The sequence below is a fragment of the Photobacterium japonica genome, assembly GCF_050337005.1.
Taxonomy (GTDB): Bacteria; Pseudomonadota; Gammaproteobacteria; order Enterobacterales; family Vibrionaceae; genus Photobacterium; species Photobacterium japonica.
Genome location: NZ_JAKJSN010000002.1, coordinates 1 through 16,946 on the forward strand (window position 1 = coordinate 1; position 16,946 = coordinate 16,946).

The 16,946-nt window shown below is 47.8% G+C and carries 13 protein-coding genes; 5 read left to right on the forward strand and 8 right to left on the reverse strand.

The features are described from left to right. Nucleotides 1-324: 324 nt before the first annotated feature. The 3 genes from adiA to L4C36_RS00120 all read right to left on the reverse strand — a co-directional run bounded on the left by adiA (nucleotide 325) and on the right by L4C36_RS00120 (nucleotide 5,624). A complete protein-coding gene (adiA, locus tag L4C36_RS00110) occupies nucleotides 325-2,622 on the reverse strand; it encodes an arginine decarboxylase (protein ID WP_428475765.1) in 2,298 nt (765 codons plus the stop codon). A 270-nt stretch (nucleotides 2,623-2,892) separates the two neighbouring features. Beyond that, nucleotides 2,893-4,230 (reverse strand): putrescine-ornithine antiporter, encoded by a 1,338-nt coding sequence (gene potE / locus L4C36_RS00115; RefSeq protein ID WP_428475766.1) that lies wholly within the window; start codon nucleotides 4,228-4,230, stop codon nucleotides 2,893-2,895. A gap of 737 nt (nucleotides 4,231-4,967) precedes the next feature. After that, nucleotides 4,968-5,624 carry a YkgJ family cysteine cluster protein gene (locus L4C36_RS00120; RefSeq protein ID WP_428475767.1) on the reverse strand — a complete coding sequence of 219 codons (657 nt, stop codon included), beginning with the start codon at nucleotides 5,622-5,624 and terminating at the stop codon, nucleotides 4,968-4,970. 315 nt (nucleotides 5,625-5,939) lie between these two features. On the opposite strand from L4C36_RS00120, the gene L4C36_RS00125 reads away from it, so the two are divergent. Beyond that, nucleotides 5,940-6,101, forward strand: a complete 162-nt coding sequence (locus L4C36_RS00125) for a hypothetical protein (protein WP_428475768.1) — start codon at nucleotides 5,940-5,942, stop codon at nucleotides 6,099-6,101. Continuing rightward, nucleotides 6,098-7,447 (forward strand): lytic polysaccharide monooxygenase, encoded by a 1,350-nt coding sequence (locus L4C36_RS00130; protein WP_428475769.1) that lies wholly within the window; start codon nucleotides 6,098-6,100, stop codon nucleotides 7,445-7,447. Before L4C36_RS00125 ends, L4C36_RS00130 begins: the two co-directional genes overlap by 4 nt. A gap of 244 nt (nucleotides 7,448-7,691) precedes the next feature. Here the strand turns inward: L4C36_RS00130 and L4C36_RS00135 are convergent, their stop codons facing one another. The 4 genes from L4C36_RS00135 to L4C36_RS00150 all read right to left on the reverse strand — a co-directional run bounded on the left by L4C36_RS00135 (nucleotide 7,692) and on the right by L4C36_RS00150 (nucleotide 12,120). Then, nucleotides 7,692-8,846 carry a M20 aminoacylase family protein gene (locus L4C36_RS00135; RefSeq protein ID WP_428475770.1) on the reverse strand — a complete coding sequence of 385 codons (1,155 nt, stop codon included), beginning with the start codon at nucleotides 8,844-8,846 and terminating at the stop codon, nucleotides 7,692-7,694. Between the two features lie 70 nt (nucleotides 8,847-8,916). Beyond that, nucleotides 8,917-9,879, reverse strand: a complete 963-nt coding sequence (locus L4C36_RS00140; protein ID WP_428475771.1) for a DMT family transporter — start codon at nucleotides 9,877-9,879, stop codon at nucleotides 8,917-8,919. A 171-nt stretch (nucleotides 9,880-10,050) separates the two neighbouring features. Further along, nucleotides 10,051-10,881 (reverse strand): maleate cis-trans isomerase family protein, encoded by an 831-nt coding sequence (locus L4C36_RS00145; protein ID WP_428475772.1) that lies wholly within the window; start codon nucleotides 10,879-10,881, stop codon nucleotides 10,051-10,053. Between the two features lie 72 nt (nucleotides 10,882-10,953). Continuing rightward, nucleotides 10,954-12,120 carry a M24 family metallopeptidase gene (locus L4C36_RS00150; protein ID WP_428475773.1) on the reverse strand — a complete coding sequence of 389 codons (1,167 nt, stop codon included), beginning with the start codon at nucleotides 12,118-12,120 and terminating at the stop codon, nucleotides 10,954-10,956. 339 nt (nucleotides 12,121-12,459) lie between these two features. Here L4C36_RS00150 and L4C36_RS00155 point away from each other — a divergent pair, with 339 nt between their 5' ends. The 3 genes from L4C36_RS00155 to L4C36_RS00165 all read left to right on the forward strand — a co-directional run bounded on the left by L4C36_RS00155 (nucleotide 12,460) and on the right by L4C36_RS00165 (nucleotide 14,805). Then, nucleotides 12,460-13,137, forward strand: coding sequence for a helix-turn-helix transcriptional regulator (locus L4C36_RS00155; protein ID WP_428475774.1), 678 nt, complete (start codon nucleotides 12,460-12,462; stop codon nucleotides 13,135-13,137). A 23-nt stretch (nucleotides 13,138-13,160) separates the two neighbouring features. Further along, nucleotides 13,161-13,547, forward strand: coding sequence for a RidA family protein (locus tag L4C36_RS00160; protein WP_428475775.1), 387 nt, complete (start codon nucleotides 13,161-13,163; stop codon nucleotides 13,545-13,547). Nucleotides 13,548-13,629: 82 nt separating this feature from the next. After that, nucleotides 13,630-14,805: a diaminopropionate ammonia-lyase gene (locus tag L4C36_RS00165; protein WP_428475776.1), complete on the forward strand. Its 1,176-nt coding sequence runs from the start codon at nucleotides 13,630-13,632 to the stop codon at nucleotides 14,803-14,805. A 953-nt stretch (nucleotides 14,806-15,758) separates the two neighbouring features. Here L4C36_RS00165 and L4C36_RS00170 read toward each other — a convergent pair. After that, entirely contained in the window at nucleotides 15,759-16,739 is a 981-nt protein-coding gene (locus tag L4C36_RS00170) for a DMT family transporter (protein ID WP_428475777.1), read from the reverse strand. Nucleotides 16,740-16,946 lie beyond the last annotated feature (207 nt).

The window sequence follows — 16,946 nt, forward strand, 5'->3', positions numbered from 1 at the left end:
ATGCAGGGTTGTCGCCAAATGAAAAACGGAGGACAGGGAGAACATAAAAAAACGCCTTCCCCAAAGAAGGGGAAGGCGCGGGAAAACGCTAAATGAAGTTTTTCAGGTAAGTTGCTACCGTTACCCTCAGCCACTTAGCAGGCCGACAATATAAGACAGTGTTTTAGCAATACTTTGGCAGTCATTGTGTATCCATCGCCATGGCCACCCTGATGATAGTCGCCTTGGCGATGAATAAACGCTTTTCTGATGTCATTGCCAGTCATCAGAAAAGTGGGGGGAGCAGGTTCACCCTGATAGGGCAGGATGAACCTGCAGTTTGTATTAAAGCGCGTCGGCTTTAATACAAAGCACGTGGTATTTACCGTGCTCGATTTCCGCACCTTCAGTTTCGTGTTCGAAACCAGGGAATTCGCGGTCCCATGCTTCAAGTGCTTTCAAGTACTGGATTTGAGGACTTGTTTCATCACCGAAGTTTTCACCACCCATTAGCATTGGGATGCCTGGTGGGTAAGGGATAACAGAGTTCGCGGCAACGCGGCCTTCCAATTCATCCGATGGCACTAGCTCTACCTCGTCAGACACAACGAACTGGTATGCAGTACGTGGTTTCACTTCCATCTTAGGTAGGCTTGAGTACGCTTCGTTCAGCACTTGCGCTGGGTTGTGACGGACTAGGTATTGGAACATACGGTCACCCAAGTCACGCAGGCCTAGACCTTTGTAGGTTTCTGGAGAAGACGCAACAAGCTCCGGCAGTAGCGTTTCTAGATCCGCGTTCGCATCGTAGTGACGCTTGAATGACAACAAGGTGTTGATCAAGGTGTCACGCTTACCTTTAGTGATACCCATAGAGAACAGGAACATCACTTGGAAGTCAGTCGTACGAGTAGGTACGATACCGAAACGACCTAGGTATGCAGTGACAAGCGCCGCAGGCACGCCGGTTTCTAGGAACTGACCATTGTCGTCAAGGCCCGGAGTCAGCAAGCTCACTTTGATTGGGTCAAGCATACACCAGTCGTTGTCGATTTCGTCAAAGCCGTGCCACTTGTCGCCTGGAGTCAGTTTCCAGTTCTGTTGAATTGTCATTAGCGACTCAACAGACGCGTCTTCAAACTTCACTTTGTCGCCGTTCATTTCAGTAACGGTTTCTGCGTTCCAAGGTTTGAAGAACCAGTCGTTTTCGCTGGTGTAGTCGTTGAATAGCTTACGCATGTTCTGACGGAAGATGATCGCTTCGCGGTTCACTTCGTTAGTCAGAGACAGGCCGCTTTCGCCCTTCATCATGTTCGCTGCAACGTCGTTAGACGCACAGATAGCGTACAGTGGTGAAGTCGAGGTATGCATCATGTAAGCTTGGTTGAAACGGTCGAAGTTAATCGCGTTTTCACCGTTACGTACGTGAATGTAAGATGCCTGAGACAGGGCGTTCAACAATTTGTGTGTTGAGTGTGTTGCAAATACGGTTGGACCTTTGTGGTCTTTCGCATCGCCACGCATCGCGAAGTGACCCTTGTAGATAGGGTTAAAGCGCGCGTAACCGAACCATGCTTCATCCATGTGAATGCGGCTTGAGCTTTCGCCAAGTAGCGCTTCAGTCACTTCTGAGTGGTAGCACAGACCGTCGTAAGTACAGTTAGTAACAACCGCGTAGCCCGCTTTTTTCTCGTCTGCATTGAAAGGAATACCCGCGTTTTTCGCTTTAAGGGCAATGCCTTCTTTGCTCATTTGTACTTTGCTGATCGGACCGATGATGCCGTAGCAGTTACGGCTTGGTACCATGTAGATTGGACGCGCACCGGTTAGGATCAAACCTTGTTCGATAGACTTGTGACAGTTACGGTCACAGATCGCGATGTCGTCATCTTTCATACACGCTTGCATGATGGTACGGTTTGAACCCGATGTACCCACGATGCCAGAGTAAGATTCGTGAGCACCGAAGATTTTCGCCGCTTCCACTTCGCTTTCTTTGAATGCGCCGCTGTGGTCAAGCAGTGAGCCTAGTGCTGCACGTTCGATACCCATATCGGTACGGAACAAGTTTTCGCCGAAGAATTCGAAGAACTGGTTACCGGCTGGTGTCTTAGTGAAACCGATACCGCCTTGGTGACCTGGCGCAGACCAAGAATATTCATGGATGTCGTTGTAGTGCATCATCGCTTTCATGAACGGTGGTAGCACTTGTGAGCGGTAACGCTTCATGGCAGCAACGATACGGCCTGCAACGAAGTCTGCGGTGTCTTCAAGTACAGAGTAACATTCGTCAACACGTTCCATGAGCTTGCGGTTAGCAAGGATAGAAGTACGTGCACGTTCTGCGAGTAGGAAAACAGGGACTTCTGTTTGACGCTCTTTCAGCGTATTGAGCAGGTCAACTTCTTCATTTGAATTAAGGATCTGCTCTTCAGATTTGTCCAGAGTCAGGACTAAACTATCAATTTGTGTCGCGAGAATAACGGCTTTCGCATCTTCATAAGAATTTGCCGTGACGATTTCAATGGTACGTTCGTTTAGCTCTGCAATCAGCGCTTGTGTAGTACGTGCAGCATAGCTGCTTGAATCGATATTTTGCGGCTCTACAACCAGAGTGCGCATTTTGCTGAAGTTGTTGCTCATAATAAATATACCTAATATGCAATGTTCTTTTCAGCTGGATGGCTTGCTTATATTGATAGAGATAAACAGGTCAGGCAGAGTTGTTAACGTTAATTGATATTGATGTCGAGCGGTGAAGTCACCGTGGCTCGAATATGTCTATAAATTACCTATTAATTAAATGGCTGACCTTAATAGAAGGATGAAGATTAAGATCAGTCATTTAATTAAGTGTTACGTGTTCGGTTCATGTTCAATGACAATAAAGAGTGACAGGAACCGTATTAAACATTATGCGTTTACTTTTGGCTCTGATGTATTAGGGGTAACATCTCGTGCTGCAATGAAGCCGTAGAAGATATAACCGAATAGCGTCAGGATAGTACCGCCAAATACGGCGTCTGCCCCACAAGCGTATACACCGTAAATACTGTAAACCACTCCTAATGTACCTACAATCGCACCGAAACGGTATTGCTTTTGCGTGGCCATATTCTTGCGAAGTAGCACTTCTAAGCCCGTCATCGACAAGATATAAGGCACCATGTTGATGAAGACGGCCAGGTTAAGTAGGGCGTTGAATTGACTAATCAAATCAGGAGAGATAGTCATTACCGCAAGAATCAATTCTGCCGCCAGCATAATGAACATACCGTAGATAGGTGCGCCCGCTTTGTTGGTTTTCGCAAAGATTTTAGGGAACAAACCTTCATCAGCGGCTGATTTAGATACCTGTGCGTTAGTGAACTGCCAACCTAATAGCGAGCCGATACAGGCAATAACGGCAGCCAGTGTCACGATGTTACCCACGGTAGGGTTGAACATGTGGCTGAATACAAGACCAAACGGTGCAGTTGAATTAGCCAATTCTGCGTTAGGAATAATACCTTGGATAACACCCGTTGAAGCAATATATATAACCGCGGCGAAACCGGTACCAAACAAGACAGCTAGCGGTACGTTACGCTCAGGGTTTTCAACGGCATCAGAGTTAGCACCGGCAGATTCAATACCCAGGAATGCCCATAACGTCAGTGCAATACCGGAAGAGACAGAGTGCATGGTGGTGTCGTGGTGTGGGTTCCATGCGCTCATGAAGGTTTGCGGATCAAACCACCACCAACCGATAACAGACAGACCCAGTACAGGAAGAATGATACCCCACACCGTGAATGCTGAGATTTGACCTGTGATTTTTGGGCCGCCAAAGTTAGCGAACATAGTGAAAATAAGGATTGCACACACACCGAAGAACGTGTGTACAGGGGTATCTAACCAAGGAATGAAAGGTTTGATGTAACCCACAGCTGAAACGGCGATTGCTACACAGCTAATTACTAAACAGACGTAATAGGTGTAAGAAGAGATAAAGAAAGAAGATTTGCCGTGTGCTTCTTGTGCGTACGCTGACATACCGCCGGAACGCTTACAGAAAGCACCACATTTAGCAAAGGTGTAAGCAATACACATTGCACCTAATGCTGTTACTACCCAAGATAACATTGAAATGGCACCCACTTGTGCCAAACTCGCCGGTAGCATAATAATACCGGAGCCCATCATATTTACAGCAACAAGGACGGTTAAACCAACCAATCCCATTTTTTTACTATTGGCATCTGAAGACATTATATTAACCCTCAATTCAGATGAGACAGAATAATATTTATTCTATTTAGTGGTGAGTGGCCTAATCCGTGGCGACTGTATAGTAAAGGGCGGTAATTTGATATTGGTGATATTCAGAAATAACGAATGTGCTCTTATTACAGCGATATTCACACTGTGTTTCTTAGTGTGAATATATCCATTAACAAATATATTTTTTCTATTAAAGATATATTCATTAAACCGTTTAGAAAGTGTCTCTCTATTCGATGAACATATTCTTATTGATTTTTGATCATTTAAAAACCCTAAAAATGCAATCAAGCATTGCATGAATCGAATTTTTTTAGCCAATGTAAATGGCTATTCAATTTGTTATACAAATTTGGTGTTAGGTTTTGTTAACCCCCTACGAAGTGTGATTTAAATCACACTTGTATGCAAATTCATACACTTAGAGGTCGATTGGACTTGGGTTCAGAGGGCGGCTTCCATCGAGTGCAACGTTTTCGTCGCCATCATGCTGAAATATGCTTATGCAGAATAAGTGAGGATTCATGTGATAATTTTTTTTCGTGAATTTGCTGAATTTTCGTCGTCATGGTAAACAGATAGCCATTTTTAAGAAGAGTTGTGTGAAAAGTGTACTGTTTTTTTGCGAGGTAGGTATGAACGGCATGAGATGCTCGCCAGAAAGCAGAAAGCAGAAAGCAGAAAGCAGAAAGCAGAAAGCAGAAAGCAGAAAGCAGAAAGCCTGATTAGTTGGTAGAAGGCGGCGTGAACCATTGGCGGATCTCTGCCACGGCAGCCATGTTGTTGGCGTTGCCTAATTGTTGGCTGATCTCATGCAGTGGTTGTGTGATGGTGTGAAAGTACGTGTGGCTATCGATAGTCAGTAATCCCTGCGTGGGGGATTGAGTATCGCAATGTTGATAGTGATCGAGGCGCGCTAACAGGCGACAGGCCAGAGGGCGCACGGCATAAATGTGGCATTGCGCGGTCTGGGTGTTAAGGAACGGGCATGGGGTACGCACCGGGGGCAGGTATTTTTTTAGCGGCTCGGCTTTGCGGTTGAGGCGAAAGGCGGTGTGCGTGTGAATGTACACCGCTTCCGCGGCAGAGACTTCAACCGGACGGTTAATGCAGCAGTGCGCGCACCCTTGGCGGCAGACGGATAACGGCATGACAGCGTGGTCAGTGTAGGCATCAGCGGTAGCGTATAAGCGTTTGATAAAATCGAGGGGGGATTTGGGCACATCACTGTGTACCCAATGATCCAGCAATCGCAGGGGGATCTTCACGGCTTCCGGTGCTCGTTGGTGGGGAAAGCGTGAAAAGTGCGCAATGCGCTGTGCAATGGCGTCTGTGGTTAATGCACTACTGGGTAAATCATTATGACTGGGTACGTATCTCAATGCGTCATCCTTAACGTTATCGAGTGGTCATAAAATAAGCGTCCTATTACGTCAGTATAAAGGGGGGAAGGGGGTAAAACATCGAGGCAGGTCGCTGTTTTTGGGTTTGATACGGTGTGGTTCTGTGATCTCACACCTGTTTTTATGGCGAAACAAGTGTGAGAAGAAAGAGGTGATGGTTGGTCTTCTCGCACAAATGGCCTTCTCATGCCTGCTGATGTCAGGGTTTCATTCCATCATGGGATAAGCGGTGTAAGGTGAGTGTTTCTTGAACAATGTTTTTAATTGATCTCACGTCGTATACCGAAGGTGACTATGACTGTATTAACGTTAACCGCTGAACCTTGCTGTGTCCCCCGTACTCGCATTTTCCACGCATCGTCAGACATGCACTTTTTCCCTTCTGATGGTGTTGCGCATAACGCCACACCGTTGATCCTGTTGGTGTTGGTGTTGGTGTTGGTGTTGGCGGCATGAAAAAGCAATGGATCCTTCTTTCGATGCTGGCGACATCAGCAACCGCATTACCGTTCAGTGCCGCGCACGCCCATGGTTGGGCCGATTACCCCAAAGCGCGCCAAGTCTTCTGTGAAGAGGCGGGGGGCTATTGGAGTGCAGCTGACGGTTCAGGTATCAAAAACCGGGCATGCCGCGCTGCGTTTAAAGCTTCAGGCACCTATCAGTTTGTGCAAAAAAATGAATTTGCCGCCATGGTACCGGATTACAACAACATGGCCGCCGTGAAGCGGGCTGTACCTAACGGATTGATTTGCTCGGGTGGCGACAGCGGCAAACGGGGTATGAGCATACCTTCGGCACACTGGCAGCGCACCACGATGCGCGCGGGTGAAAGGTTCACGCTACGCTATCGAGGCACGGCCCCACATACCCCCAGTTTTTGGCAGGTTTACATCACTAAGCCCGGCTATAACGCGGCAACCTCGACGCTGCGTTGGCAAGATCTCGAGTTGATAGCCTCGCACGGCAATATTCAGCCTCGGCAAGAAGGCAATGGACAATACTTTTTCTTTGATGTCACTTTGCCTGCGGGTCGAAGCGGTAATGCAACGTTGGTGACCCGCTGGCAACGTAACGATCCGGCCGGAGAGGGGTTTTATAACTGCAGCGATATTCGTTTTAGCGGCAGCAGCGGCTCCGATGACACGGTAGTCACGCCTCCCGTGGTTTTACCTTCGCCGACACCTGTGCCATTACCCCTGCCCAAGCCTCCTGTGGTGAACAAACCCAATCATGTTCCAGTGACCTTGCAGGGTCTAAAAGACCAATACACCTTAAACCGAGAAGGCCATGCGGTGATTGCGGTGTCGGTGAAAACCCGCCGTGACTACAAGGTGGATATGGTGCTGATAAACCGTCAGCAGCGCGTGGTTGCTCGTGACGGTGATGAGGTAAAAAAAGATCGGGCAGCATTGGCGGTACTCGCGACCCGAGCGGGTCAATATACGGTGACGTTTACCGCCACGCCGTTGAAAACCAAAGAGGCACCAACAGTAGTAAAACGTACGATTTGGGTGCAGGATGCGGACAATACGCAGCCGGTGAAGCCAACACGGCCAGAAACCAAACCGACACCCTCACCAACACCGCTACCTTCTCCTCTGCCAGACGGGGCGGGGTATGAGTATGTGTATCCGACGGGTATCGGTGGCTATGTGGCCGGTGAAACCGTGGTACTCGGGCGTGATGGTCACACCTATCAGTGCCGCCCGTTCCCGGAAGGGGGGTGGTGCAACATTAACTCGGCCACACATTATGAACCGGGATACGGTTCGTCGTGGCAGGATGCGTGGGTGAAGCGGTAAACACTCAGTGATAAACAGGCTTTTGGTTGGAGAGTAAGATCGAACAAACCGATCTGGTGTTTTGGTTGTTGGCCGGGCAGCGTGATACTTTTTATTGCTATCAAGCTGATTGATAGATGGAAAGCCAAGTGGAAAGGGAGACGCAAGTAAGTAAACAGTGAGTGGGAAAAAAGCCTAACCGCGTGCTGTATCCTACAAGAGGAAAGCGCGCCGGTTAGGCTTTGTTTTATTTAAAAGGAGAGAATTACTTGTTCAGCTGTTGCTCAACCAATGCCTGCCAGAAGTTCACACCAGACATCAGGATCTCATCGTTGAAATCGTATAGCGGATTGTGCAGGGCAGTACCGCCACACTCGCCCACACCGTTACCCACAAGGATGTAACAGCCGTTCGCTTCACGCAGCATGAACGAGAAATCTTCACTGATGGTGAAAGGCTGGCAGCTACCGTTTACCTTGTCTTCACCCGCAACCGCAATGGCTGCGCGAACAGCATGTGCCGTTTCTTCTGGGGTATTAATGGTAGACAGGAAGCTGTTGTTGAAGCTGAATGTGTAGTCAACACCGGCAGCCATACACGTCCCCGCCGCCACACGCTCAAGCGCTTTTTCAATCTTGTGCAATGCTTGGTCAGTGAAGCTACGCGTATCACCTTTAATCGTGACACGAGAAGGGATCACGTTCACGGTACCGTTGGTCGCGAACTCGGTCACTGAAATCACCGCCGTTTCGTCAATCGCGCTCAAGTGGCGAGAAACAATGGTCTGAATCGCGGTAACGATTTGTGCGCCTACCACGATAGGGTCCGTACCCATGTGTGGCATAGCCGCGTGGCCGCCTGTGGCGATCACTTCAATTTCAAAGCTACTTTCACTCGCCATTAGCGAGTGAGGACGTGTCACAAAGTGACCGGCTTCAATACCCGGCAAGTTGTGCATCGCGTAAACCGCATCAATTTTCCAGCGCGTGAACAGGCCGTCAGCGATCATCGCTTTCGCGCCTACACCGTGCTCTTCACCCGGTTGGAAAATAAAGTAAACCGTCCCGTCGAAGTTACGAGTACGGGCTAATTCGTGGGCCGCACCCAATAGCATGGCTGTATGGCCGTCGTGACCACAAGCATGCATCACACCTTCATGGACAGAAGCGTGGCAGAATGTGTTTTTCTCGTGGATGTGTAGCGCATCCATATCTGCACGTAGGCCGATAGAACGATCGCTGTCACCACATTTTAGGATGCCGACAACACCGGTTTGGCCGATGTTACGGTGTACTTCAATACCACCAAACGCTTCGAGTTTAGTCGCGACCATCTCGGCGGTCATCACCTCTTCAAAGCCAAATTCAGGGTGTTTGTGGATATGACGACGCCATTCTGTAACTTGTTGTTTAATGGTCATGATGAGCTTCCTCTTTTGTGCAAACGGCGCAGCAGGAAACCTGCTGCGCTCAATTATTATATTTATTGGATTATGCGGTTTGTGCTTCTAACGCTGCGGCTTCTGCTTTCGCTTTGTCGTTACCGAACTTCATGAACATCATCATAGAAAGGATAACCACACCGATTGCAAGAAGACGCATTGGTGTTACTGATTCGCCCAGTGCAAATACAGCCAGTACGAATGAAGACAGTGGCATTAGGTTCAGTGCCATGCCTGTACCATCAACGCCCACACGCTCCATAGCGTAGATGTAGATGATGTAGCTCACGCCAGAGATACCCACACCAAGAATAGTGATACATAGGATACGCAGTGGAGAGCTGAAGATGCCTAGTGCAGAGCTTAGGTCAGCGCCAGTGAACAGAAGGTATAGACCGAAACCGATTGAAGCGAAAACGAACTGGTGGAACATGGTGGCAACAGAACCGTATTTCTCAGCCAGTTCAGCACGTGCGTAAGCCATGGTTGCAAAACTTGCCGCACTCGCGAAACAAATCAAGTGACCGATGTTGAAACCGCTGGTTTCTGATGTTGGATCCATAACCAGAATCGCTACGCCCACGAACGCACCCAGTGCGGCAACCATTTGCATGGTAGAGAAGCGTGCATTGTGACGGAAGAAGCCGACAGTCAGAATCAAGATAGGGATCAAGCCTTGGATAACGCCGTTTTCAGAGGCAGTGATATAGTCAAGTGAAAGGAATGAGAAGAAACTAAATGCACCTTGACCGATGATACCACACGCGGCAGACCATACGATGTCGTGGCGGTTTTCCCAGTTCAGTTTGAAATCACGTTTTTTCTCAACTTTACCGGTTGCGATACCTACGTTAAGAATAATCGCAAGGGTAATGAAAGCCACTGTATAGCGAGCCCACACTAATACTTGTGGGTCCATCACTTCCAAAATTGGGGTGCCGACGATCCATGGAATACCCCATAGAAGACCGATGAAAATAGCAGCTATCCAACCTGTTGTTGTACGGTTCATAATCTAAATCCTTTATTGTCCATTTAATTAAGACGAGCGTCCCCGTAAGCCCCTCTTTAAGGCCTAAATTCCGTAACTCTTCATGGGGACGGTCGCTAACCGGTAACGCTAAACTTGAAACTTTTTGACTGACAACCTAGCGGTCATTCGTTCGTTATTTAAAAAGAACGATTACGCTGTTGCTTCTGTGTCGATGTTCATGATGCTGTCTAAATCAACCGGCGCTGTTGTGCCTAGATTCAGAAGGTGGCCGTAGCCTGGGCAAGTTGCCGCGTTACCTGTTAGGTGCATGGCATGCCAGAACATGGCAGAGTTGCTGCACACAACAGGGATATTGAATTTGTCTTCAATTTCTTGGATATGGTCAAGTACGCGTAGGTTAGTACATGACATGAACACAAGGTCTGCGCCTGAGTTCGGTAGGATTTTTTCCAGTGCTTCTAGCATCGACTCTTTAGACACAGTGGTGATATCCGTATCACGCTCGATGCCCAAAGAACCAAGCACAACCACTTCAAAGCCGGCTTTTGTCAGCTGCTGGTAAAGTGGGAAGTTAACGTCCGTTGGGTACGGAGAGAACACGGCAATTTTTTTCGCGCCAAGGTGCTTGAATGCCGCTTGTGCTGCTGTCCATGGGTTGGTCGCAGGAATGTCGCCACGGTTTGCGGTTAGTAGACCCGCTACGCGCTCTTCACCGATGATAATAGAGGCAGACGTACAACCGAATGCCATTACATCCATTGGTAGGCCGTAAGCGATCAAATCAGACGCTTCGCTGATACCGTTTGCGATGCGATCCAACGCTTCAGGGGTCATTTCGCTGCTGTAGAAAACGCGAGAGCTGAAAACAGCGGCTTGAGTGCCTAGTAGCTTTGCCCAATCCATTTCAAGAGAGTGGTCAGTACTTAGCTGAACCAGACCAATGTGAGTACGGTTAATACGGGGTGCTGGTACGTACGAAAGTGGCACTTCAAACTGCTTAAAGTCTTCGATCGTGTTCATGTGTGTTTATCTCTTTGATGAGGGCTGGTGGGCCAGCCCTTATTGTTATGTCGTCGTCAGGGTGTTGCGAAATTACTTGATGATGATCAGTTCTGGTTCAGCACGCTCGCTCAACCACTCTGCACCATTTTCGGTGATCACGATGTTTTCTTCGTGAACCATTGACTTACCTGGTGCGTAAACCATGCCTGGTTCTAGCGTCATTACCATGCCAGGTTTTAGTACGGTGTTGTCTGTTGCCGTGTTAGATGGACGCTCAGTTAGCTCCATACCAAGACCGTGGCCTAGACGACCTACGTCGTTACCTAGCGCACCATTGGCTTCTAGCACTTTCCACATTGCGTTGTAGATGTCAGTGGTGGTTGCACCTGGTTTCGCCGCTTCAAAGCCCGCTGTTGTCGCGTCGTACGTTGCACGGTACGCGTCTTTTGTTTGCTCGCTTGCAGAACCGAACGCCCAGTTACGGTCGAAGTCAGAGAAGTAACCGTCACGTACTGCACCGGTGTCGATGATCAATACGTCGCCATCTTCGATCACGCGGTCAGTTGGACCCATGATGATTGAGTCGTAACCGTCTGGGCCAGAACCCGCGATGATGTACGGACATTCATCAGCACCTTCCATTAGCATGTCGATACGGAAACGCTTACAGATTTCACGCTCAGACATACCGGCACGAGCGTACTCAGGCACTTTTGCAAAACCGACGTTAGTGATACGGCAGATTTCTTTTAGTTTCGCGATTTCAGCCGGTGACTTCACTTGACGTAGACCGTGCATTTCTAGTGAAACGTCCACGAATTCTTTCTTCACAAGAGAAGTCAGTTTCATGTAGTTGTTCACAGGCATACGTAGGTGAGATTCGATACCTAGCGTTGCACCTACACGGCCGAAACGACAAGGTAGAGAGTTCAGGAAGCTAGCAACCAAGCTGATGCCGTCATCTTCTGGACGCGGTGAAGGCCAAGTAATGATGTTGTCGATCCATGTGCCAGCCATGCCGCTTGCACCGATCTCTGGGATAATAGCTGTTGGCTTACCTTCAGCTGGGATAATCAAGAACCAAGGGCGCGTTGGGCTGTGCCAGAACTGCGTGTGGAAGCCGGTGAAGTAGCGAACGTTTGGCTCAGTGGTGAAGATCATTGCGTCAAGATTTTGCTCATGCATTACTTTTTGTGCACGCGCTGTACGCTCTTCAAATTCAGCCAGTTCAAAACCGCGAGCTAGATGATTCATCATGTGTTATCCCTCAATACTTATCTATTTTTTATTTCGGTTACGTCTAGTGAACTAAAAACCATTAAAGTTCACTATTGTTGACGTTATGGCGGCCAGTTTACTGATAATTCAGTTAAATAATGTGACCTGATTCTCAGAGTTAACTATTGTGAACTGTTCCGGGCGGGTTTGGGGTGAATTTAGTGAGCAAGGTCAACTTTTTTGAACTTTACTCGCTATTTTAGTTGCTAAGAAAGCATTTATAGCGTTCCATAGTTAACGAAAATTGATTTTGCAGTTGAAAGGTTACGGCCTTTGCATCACAATGTCGTCAATGTTAGTTAACAAAAGTGACCTAAGATGAGCGAGAAGACCTTTGAATCACAGTCAACAAAGTTTACTGGTAAGGACAAAGAGATCCTCACTTCGTACTTTCGGTTAGCGGATACCATTGCAGATTTTATTGGGCCTCATAGTGAAGTGGTTATCCACTCCCTTGAAAACTTTGAAAAATCAGTCGTAAAGATTGTCAATGGGCATCACACCGGCAGGACGTTGGGATCCCCAATCACCGATTTGGGTCTCCGGATGCTCAGCGCGTTTGAAAAGACGGGCGAGGTCACGCCGAAAAGCTACTTTACCCAAAGTAAAGATGGCGCGTTGCTGAAATCGACGACATGTATTCTCGCCGGTGAGGGCGGAAAACCGATTGGCATGTTCTGTATTAACATGAATTTGTCGTTTCCGTTTCCAGAGATCATCAAAACACTGATGCCAGAAATGGGTCACACCAATATTGGGGTCAGTGAAAACTTCAGCGCCAGTGCGAATGATGTGATTGATCAGGCGTTAAATCACGCCATCACCGATATTGAGAATGATGCCTCAATCAATTTGAAAGGTAAGAATAAAGCCATTACGAAGCAATTGTTTGAAAACGGCATCTTTGAATTAAAAGAAGCCACTGCAATGGTTTCGGAACGGTTGGGTATTACTCGCCATGCAATTTATAAATATTTGCGCGAGTTTAAGTCATAGTTACGGATAGCAAGAGACATACAATGAAAACACAAATCCACACAGATTCAGCACCAGCAGCGATCGGCCCTTACTCACAAGCATTGGGCTTTGGCGATCTTGTCTTCACCTCTGGTCAACTACCTCTTGATCCTGCGACCATGGCTTTTGCTGAAGGTGGCATTAAAGAGCAGGCGCGTCAGTCTCTGGCTAACCTGAAAGCGATTTTGGAAGAAGCGGGTGCATCAATGGACACCGTGCTGAAAACAACATGTTTCTTGTCTGACATGGAAAACTTCGCGGCATTCAACGAAGTGTACACTGAGTTCTTCGGTACTGACGTAGCACCTGCACGTTCATGCGTACAAGCAGCACGTCTACCAAAAGATGCGCTTGTTGAAGTAGAAGCTGTTGCTTACATCAACAAGTAATTCTTTGTTTTAAATCTGGCAAACCGTTCCCCCCTGTTTTAGGTTTGCCAGTTTTTTCACCCTCTAGCCCGAAGTGATCGCGATGTTAAAAGTATCTAAAAACCCAAATTACACTGGCGCAGTGTGCGAACTGTTCTCTAAAGAAGCTGCAGCGGCAACGCGCGCTTTCCACCAGCAGATTGATGGCTACACCCCAACGCCACTTGTTTCTCTACCAAACTTGGCTAAGCAGCTAGGCGTGAAAGCGATTTTGGTGAAAGACGAGTCAAAACGTTTTGGTTTGAACGCATTTAAAGTGCTTGGCGGTTCTTACGCGCTAGGTCGTGTACTGGCTGAGCACCTTAACATGGACATCAGTGAAATCGACCTGAAGACCGTGTCATCTAAGCTAGAAAAACCATTGGCGTTCACGACAGCGACGGCTGGCAACCACGGTACAGGTGTTGCTTGGGCGGCACGTGAAATGGGTCAGAAAGCGGTTGTTTACATGCCAGTAGGCTCACCACAAGCAAGCGTTGATCGTATCCGCGGCTTGGGTGCAGAGTGCATCGTGACTGACGTGAACTACGATGACACTGTTCGTTTAGCGAACAAAACGGCTGAAGAAAACGGCTGGATGCTCGTGCAAGACACAGCATGGGAAGGTTACGAGCAGATCCCAACATGGATCTCTCAAGGCTACATGACTATGGCTGACGAAGCGGTTGAGCAGGCAGAAGCAATGGCTGAAGGTCTACCAACACACGTACTGCTTCAAGCCGGTGTTGGCGCAATGGCGGGTGGCGTACTTGGCTTTATGGCTGACCGTCTAGGTGCAGATAACTTCAACGCGATCATCGGCGAACCAGCAGCCGCTGACTGTATTTACCGTTCTGGCCTTGAAGGCGAGATGGTTAACGTAACGGGCTCATTAAGCTCTATCATGGCAGGCCTTGCTTGTGGTGAACCAAACCCAGTAACATGGCCTGTTTTACGTGACTGCAGCCACTCATTCATGTCTGTTGAAGACAAAGTGGCAGCCACCGGTATGCGTATTCTTGGCAACCCACTGAACGGCGATGAAGCGGTTATCAGTGGCGAATCAGGCGCGATCACTATGGGTATGTTGTACCTATTGATGACGACTGAAGAAGGCCGTGCACACGCTGAAATGATGGGTCTAGGTAAAGATTCTGTGGTTATGCTATTTAGCACAGAAGGCGACACAAACCCAGCACGTTACCGTCGTATCGTATGGGAAGGCGAGCAAGCGCTATAAGATAGCCTTCGCTGTAAAATACTCTAAGATTCATTAAGAAGAGGCCGAAAGGCCTCTTTTTTTATGCCTGAAAAACGCCGAAAACGTGAGTTGATACACTGAGTATGCGCAAAAGGTCTATTGATGTGATGAAGGTTAAAAGGTGAATGCAACCCCACAGAGAAGGGTTGCAGGGTCGTTTTTTAGAACAAACAGGGAGAGAATCAAACATATCGAGCCTGTTTTTGGTGTTAAAGTATTGAAATACTGCACGAATATTGAGAGTGTGCTTGAGAGGATGAATGGAAGGACGCAGAGAAACGTGAATTTCAGTGTGTGATCGCAACGCATATTTGCCACCCCTTTTATAAAAAGCCACCGCACATTTATGCTTTGTCATAAATAAGGGCTAGGTTCAGATTGTGTATAAAGCATAACTAGAGCATCAAGGAGCTAGGTCATGACATCATTGCTACGGCATTACTGGGAAAGAAAGCGAAAACAGAAACGAGATGCGTTAAAAGCACGTTTACATTTTGCTATGTCACAAACGGTTGAGCGGGAGAAGTAACGCCTTCAGCCGTATATGTCTGCGATAGTCCCTCTGTGATGATACGGGGCGAGATACCCCTAAACCCCATCTAATCCCATTTCACTTCCTCAAAAGTCTGCCGTGAAGACTTTTGAGGTTGATGTCGGCCATTGTTAACACTGGCGCTGTTTACCGACTTCCCGTCATATACCCCTCTGATAGGACGTACACCGTTAATCTATACAGCGCACCGGCTTTGGTGTGCAATCCTGCCACAAGGTGAGAGAAGGCCTATTTGTTGGGTGTGTACGCCACATGACGACAGTGAAGGATAGAAAAGAGGATGGAGGGGGGAGAAACGTGCAGGGTCATGCGATAAAGAAAACAGAAAAAAAGCGCGGCAGGTAACCTGCCGCGCTTTTTATTGATGTATCGAAAGTGATTAGGCTTTCTGTGGAGCCAGAGTTGCGTCTTTGCTGTTATTCGTTTCTTTGGTTTCGAACTTGGTAAAGATGTACAGCGCTACAACAATCAGTGAAACAACGATGGTTTTGCTCAATACCATTTCTTCACCCAGTGTCATGACGGCAACCACGTAGCCAACAAGCGGCATCAAATTCAGTGCCATGGTGGCTTTTTCTACGCCAATTTGTTTGAAAGAGTAAAGCTGGATCAGGTAGCTACCGCCTGAGATGCCCGTACCCAAGAAAATCAGTAGGCCAATCAGCAGTGGGCTAGACAGAATAATGTTGATTTGTGACAGGTCGAGATCCATCGCAAATACCGCGATAACACCCAATGCAGCAACAGAAATGTACTGGTACAACATAGAGACCACAGAACCGTACTTCTCCGCAAGGCTGCCACGTAGGTGTGCTGTCCAAGCCAGTGATAGCATCGACGCGGTCACATAGGCATAACCCAGTAGCGAATTACCGTTCTCAACCGCCGTTGTTGGCCCCACACTCATGGCATAGATGCACAATGCAGACGCTGTAAATGCCCCCCACTGCACTTTGTTCATCTTAAAGTTCATGAACATCATGCCAAAAAAGACCGTCGCAAAAGGCTGCATGCCTTGGATTACGCCGTTTTCGGTGGCGCCAATGTGAGACAGTGACAAGAAATTAAAGAGAGAGAACGCCCCTTGGCCGATGATGCCGCAAAGGGCAATTTTCAGTATGTCTTTCTTTTCAATTTTTAAGCTACCCCCTAAATCCTTGCTCAGCGAAGCGCTTTTCGACGTGAAAAAGTAAATCACAGACAAGCCAATCACCGCGGTGACATAGCGGAAAAATACCAATGTCATCGGATCAACCGCCATCGATAGCGGTTTAGATACCACTCCAGTAACGCCCCAGATAACGGCAACAGAAATGGCTGCCACCCATCCCAGAAGTACATTGCTATTTTTCATGTCCATATTGACCTTCCTAAATTGTGTAAAGCGAAAAGAAAAAGGTTTCAGTGTTGCTATCCGTTGTTCGTTTATCACCGGTGAAGTGGCTTGTTTTCTTTTCGCCACCTGTGTCTTGATAAGCGGCAATGATCGAACACGGGTCGTGAATTTTTTTGTCATGCGGATGAAAGTTACAAAAAGTAAACTTTCCTGCTGCATATTGATTGCTCT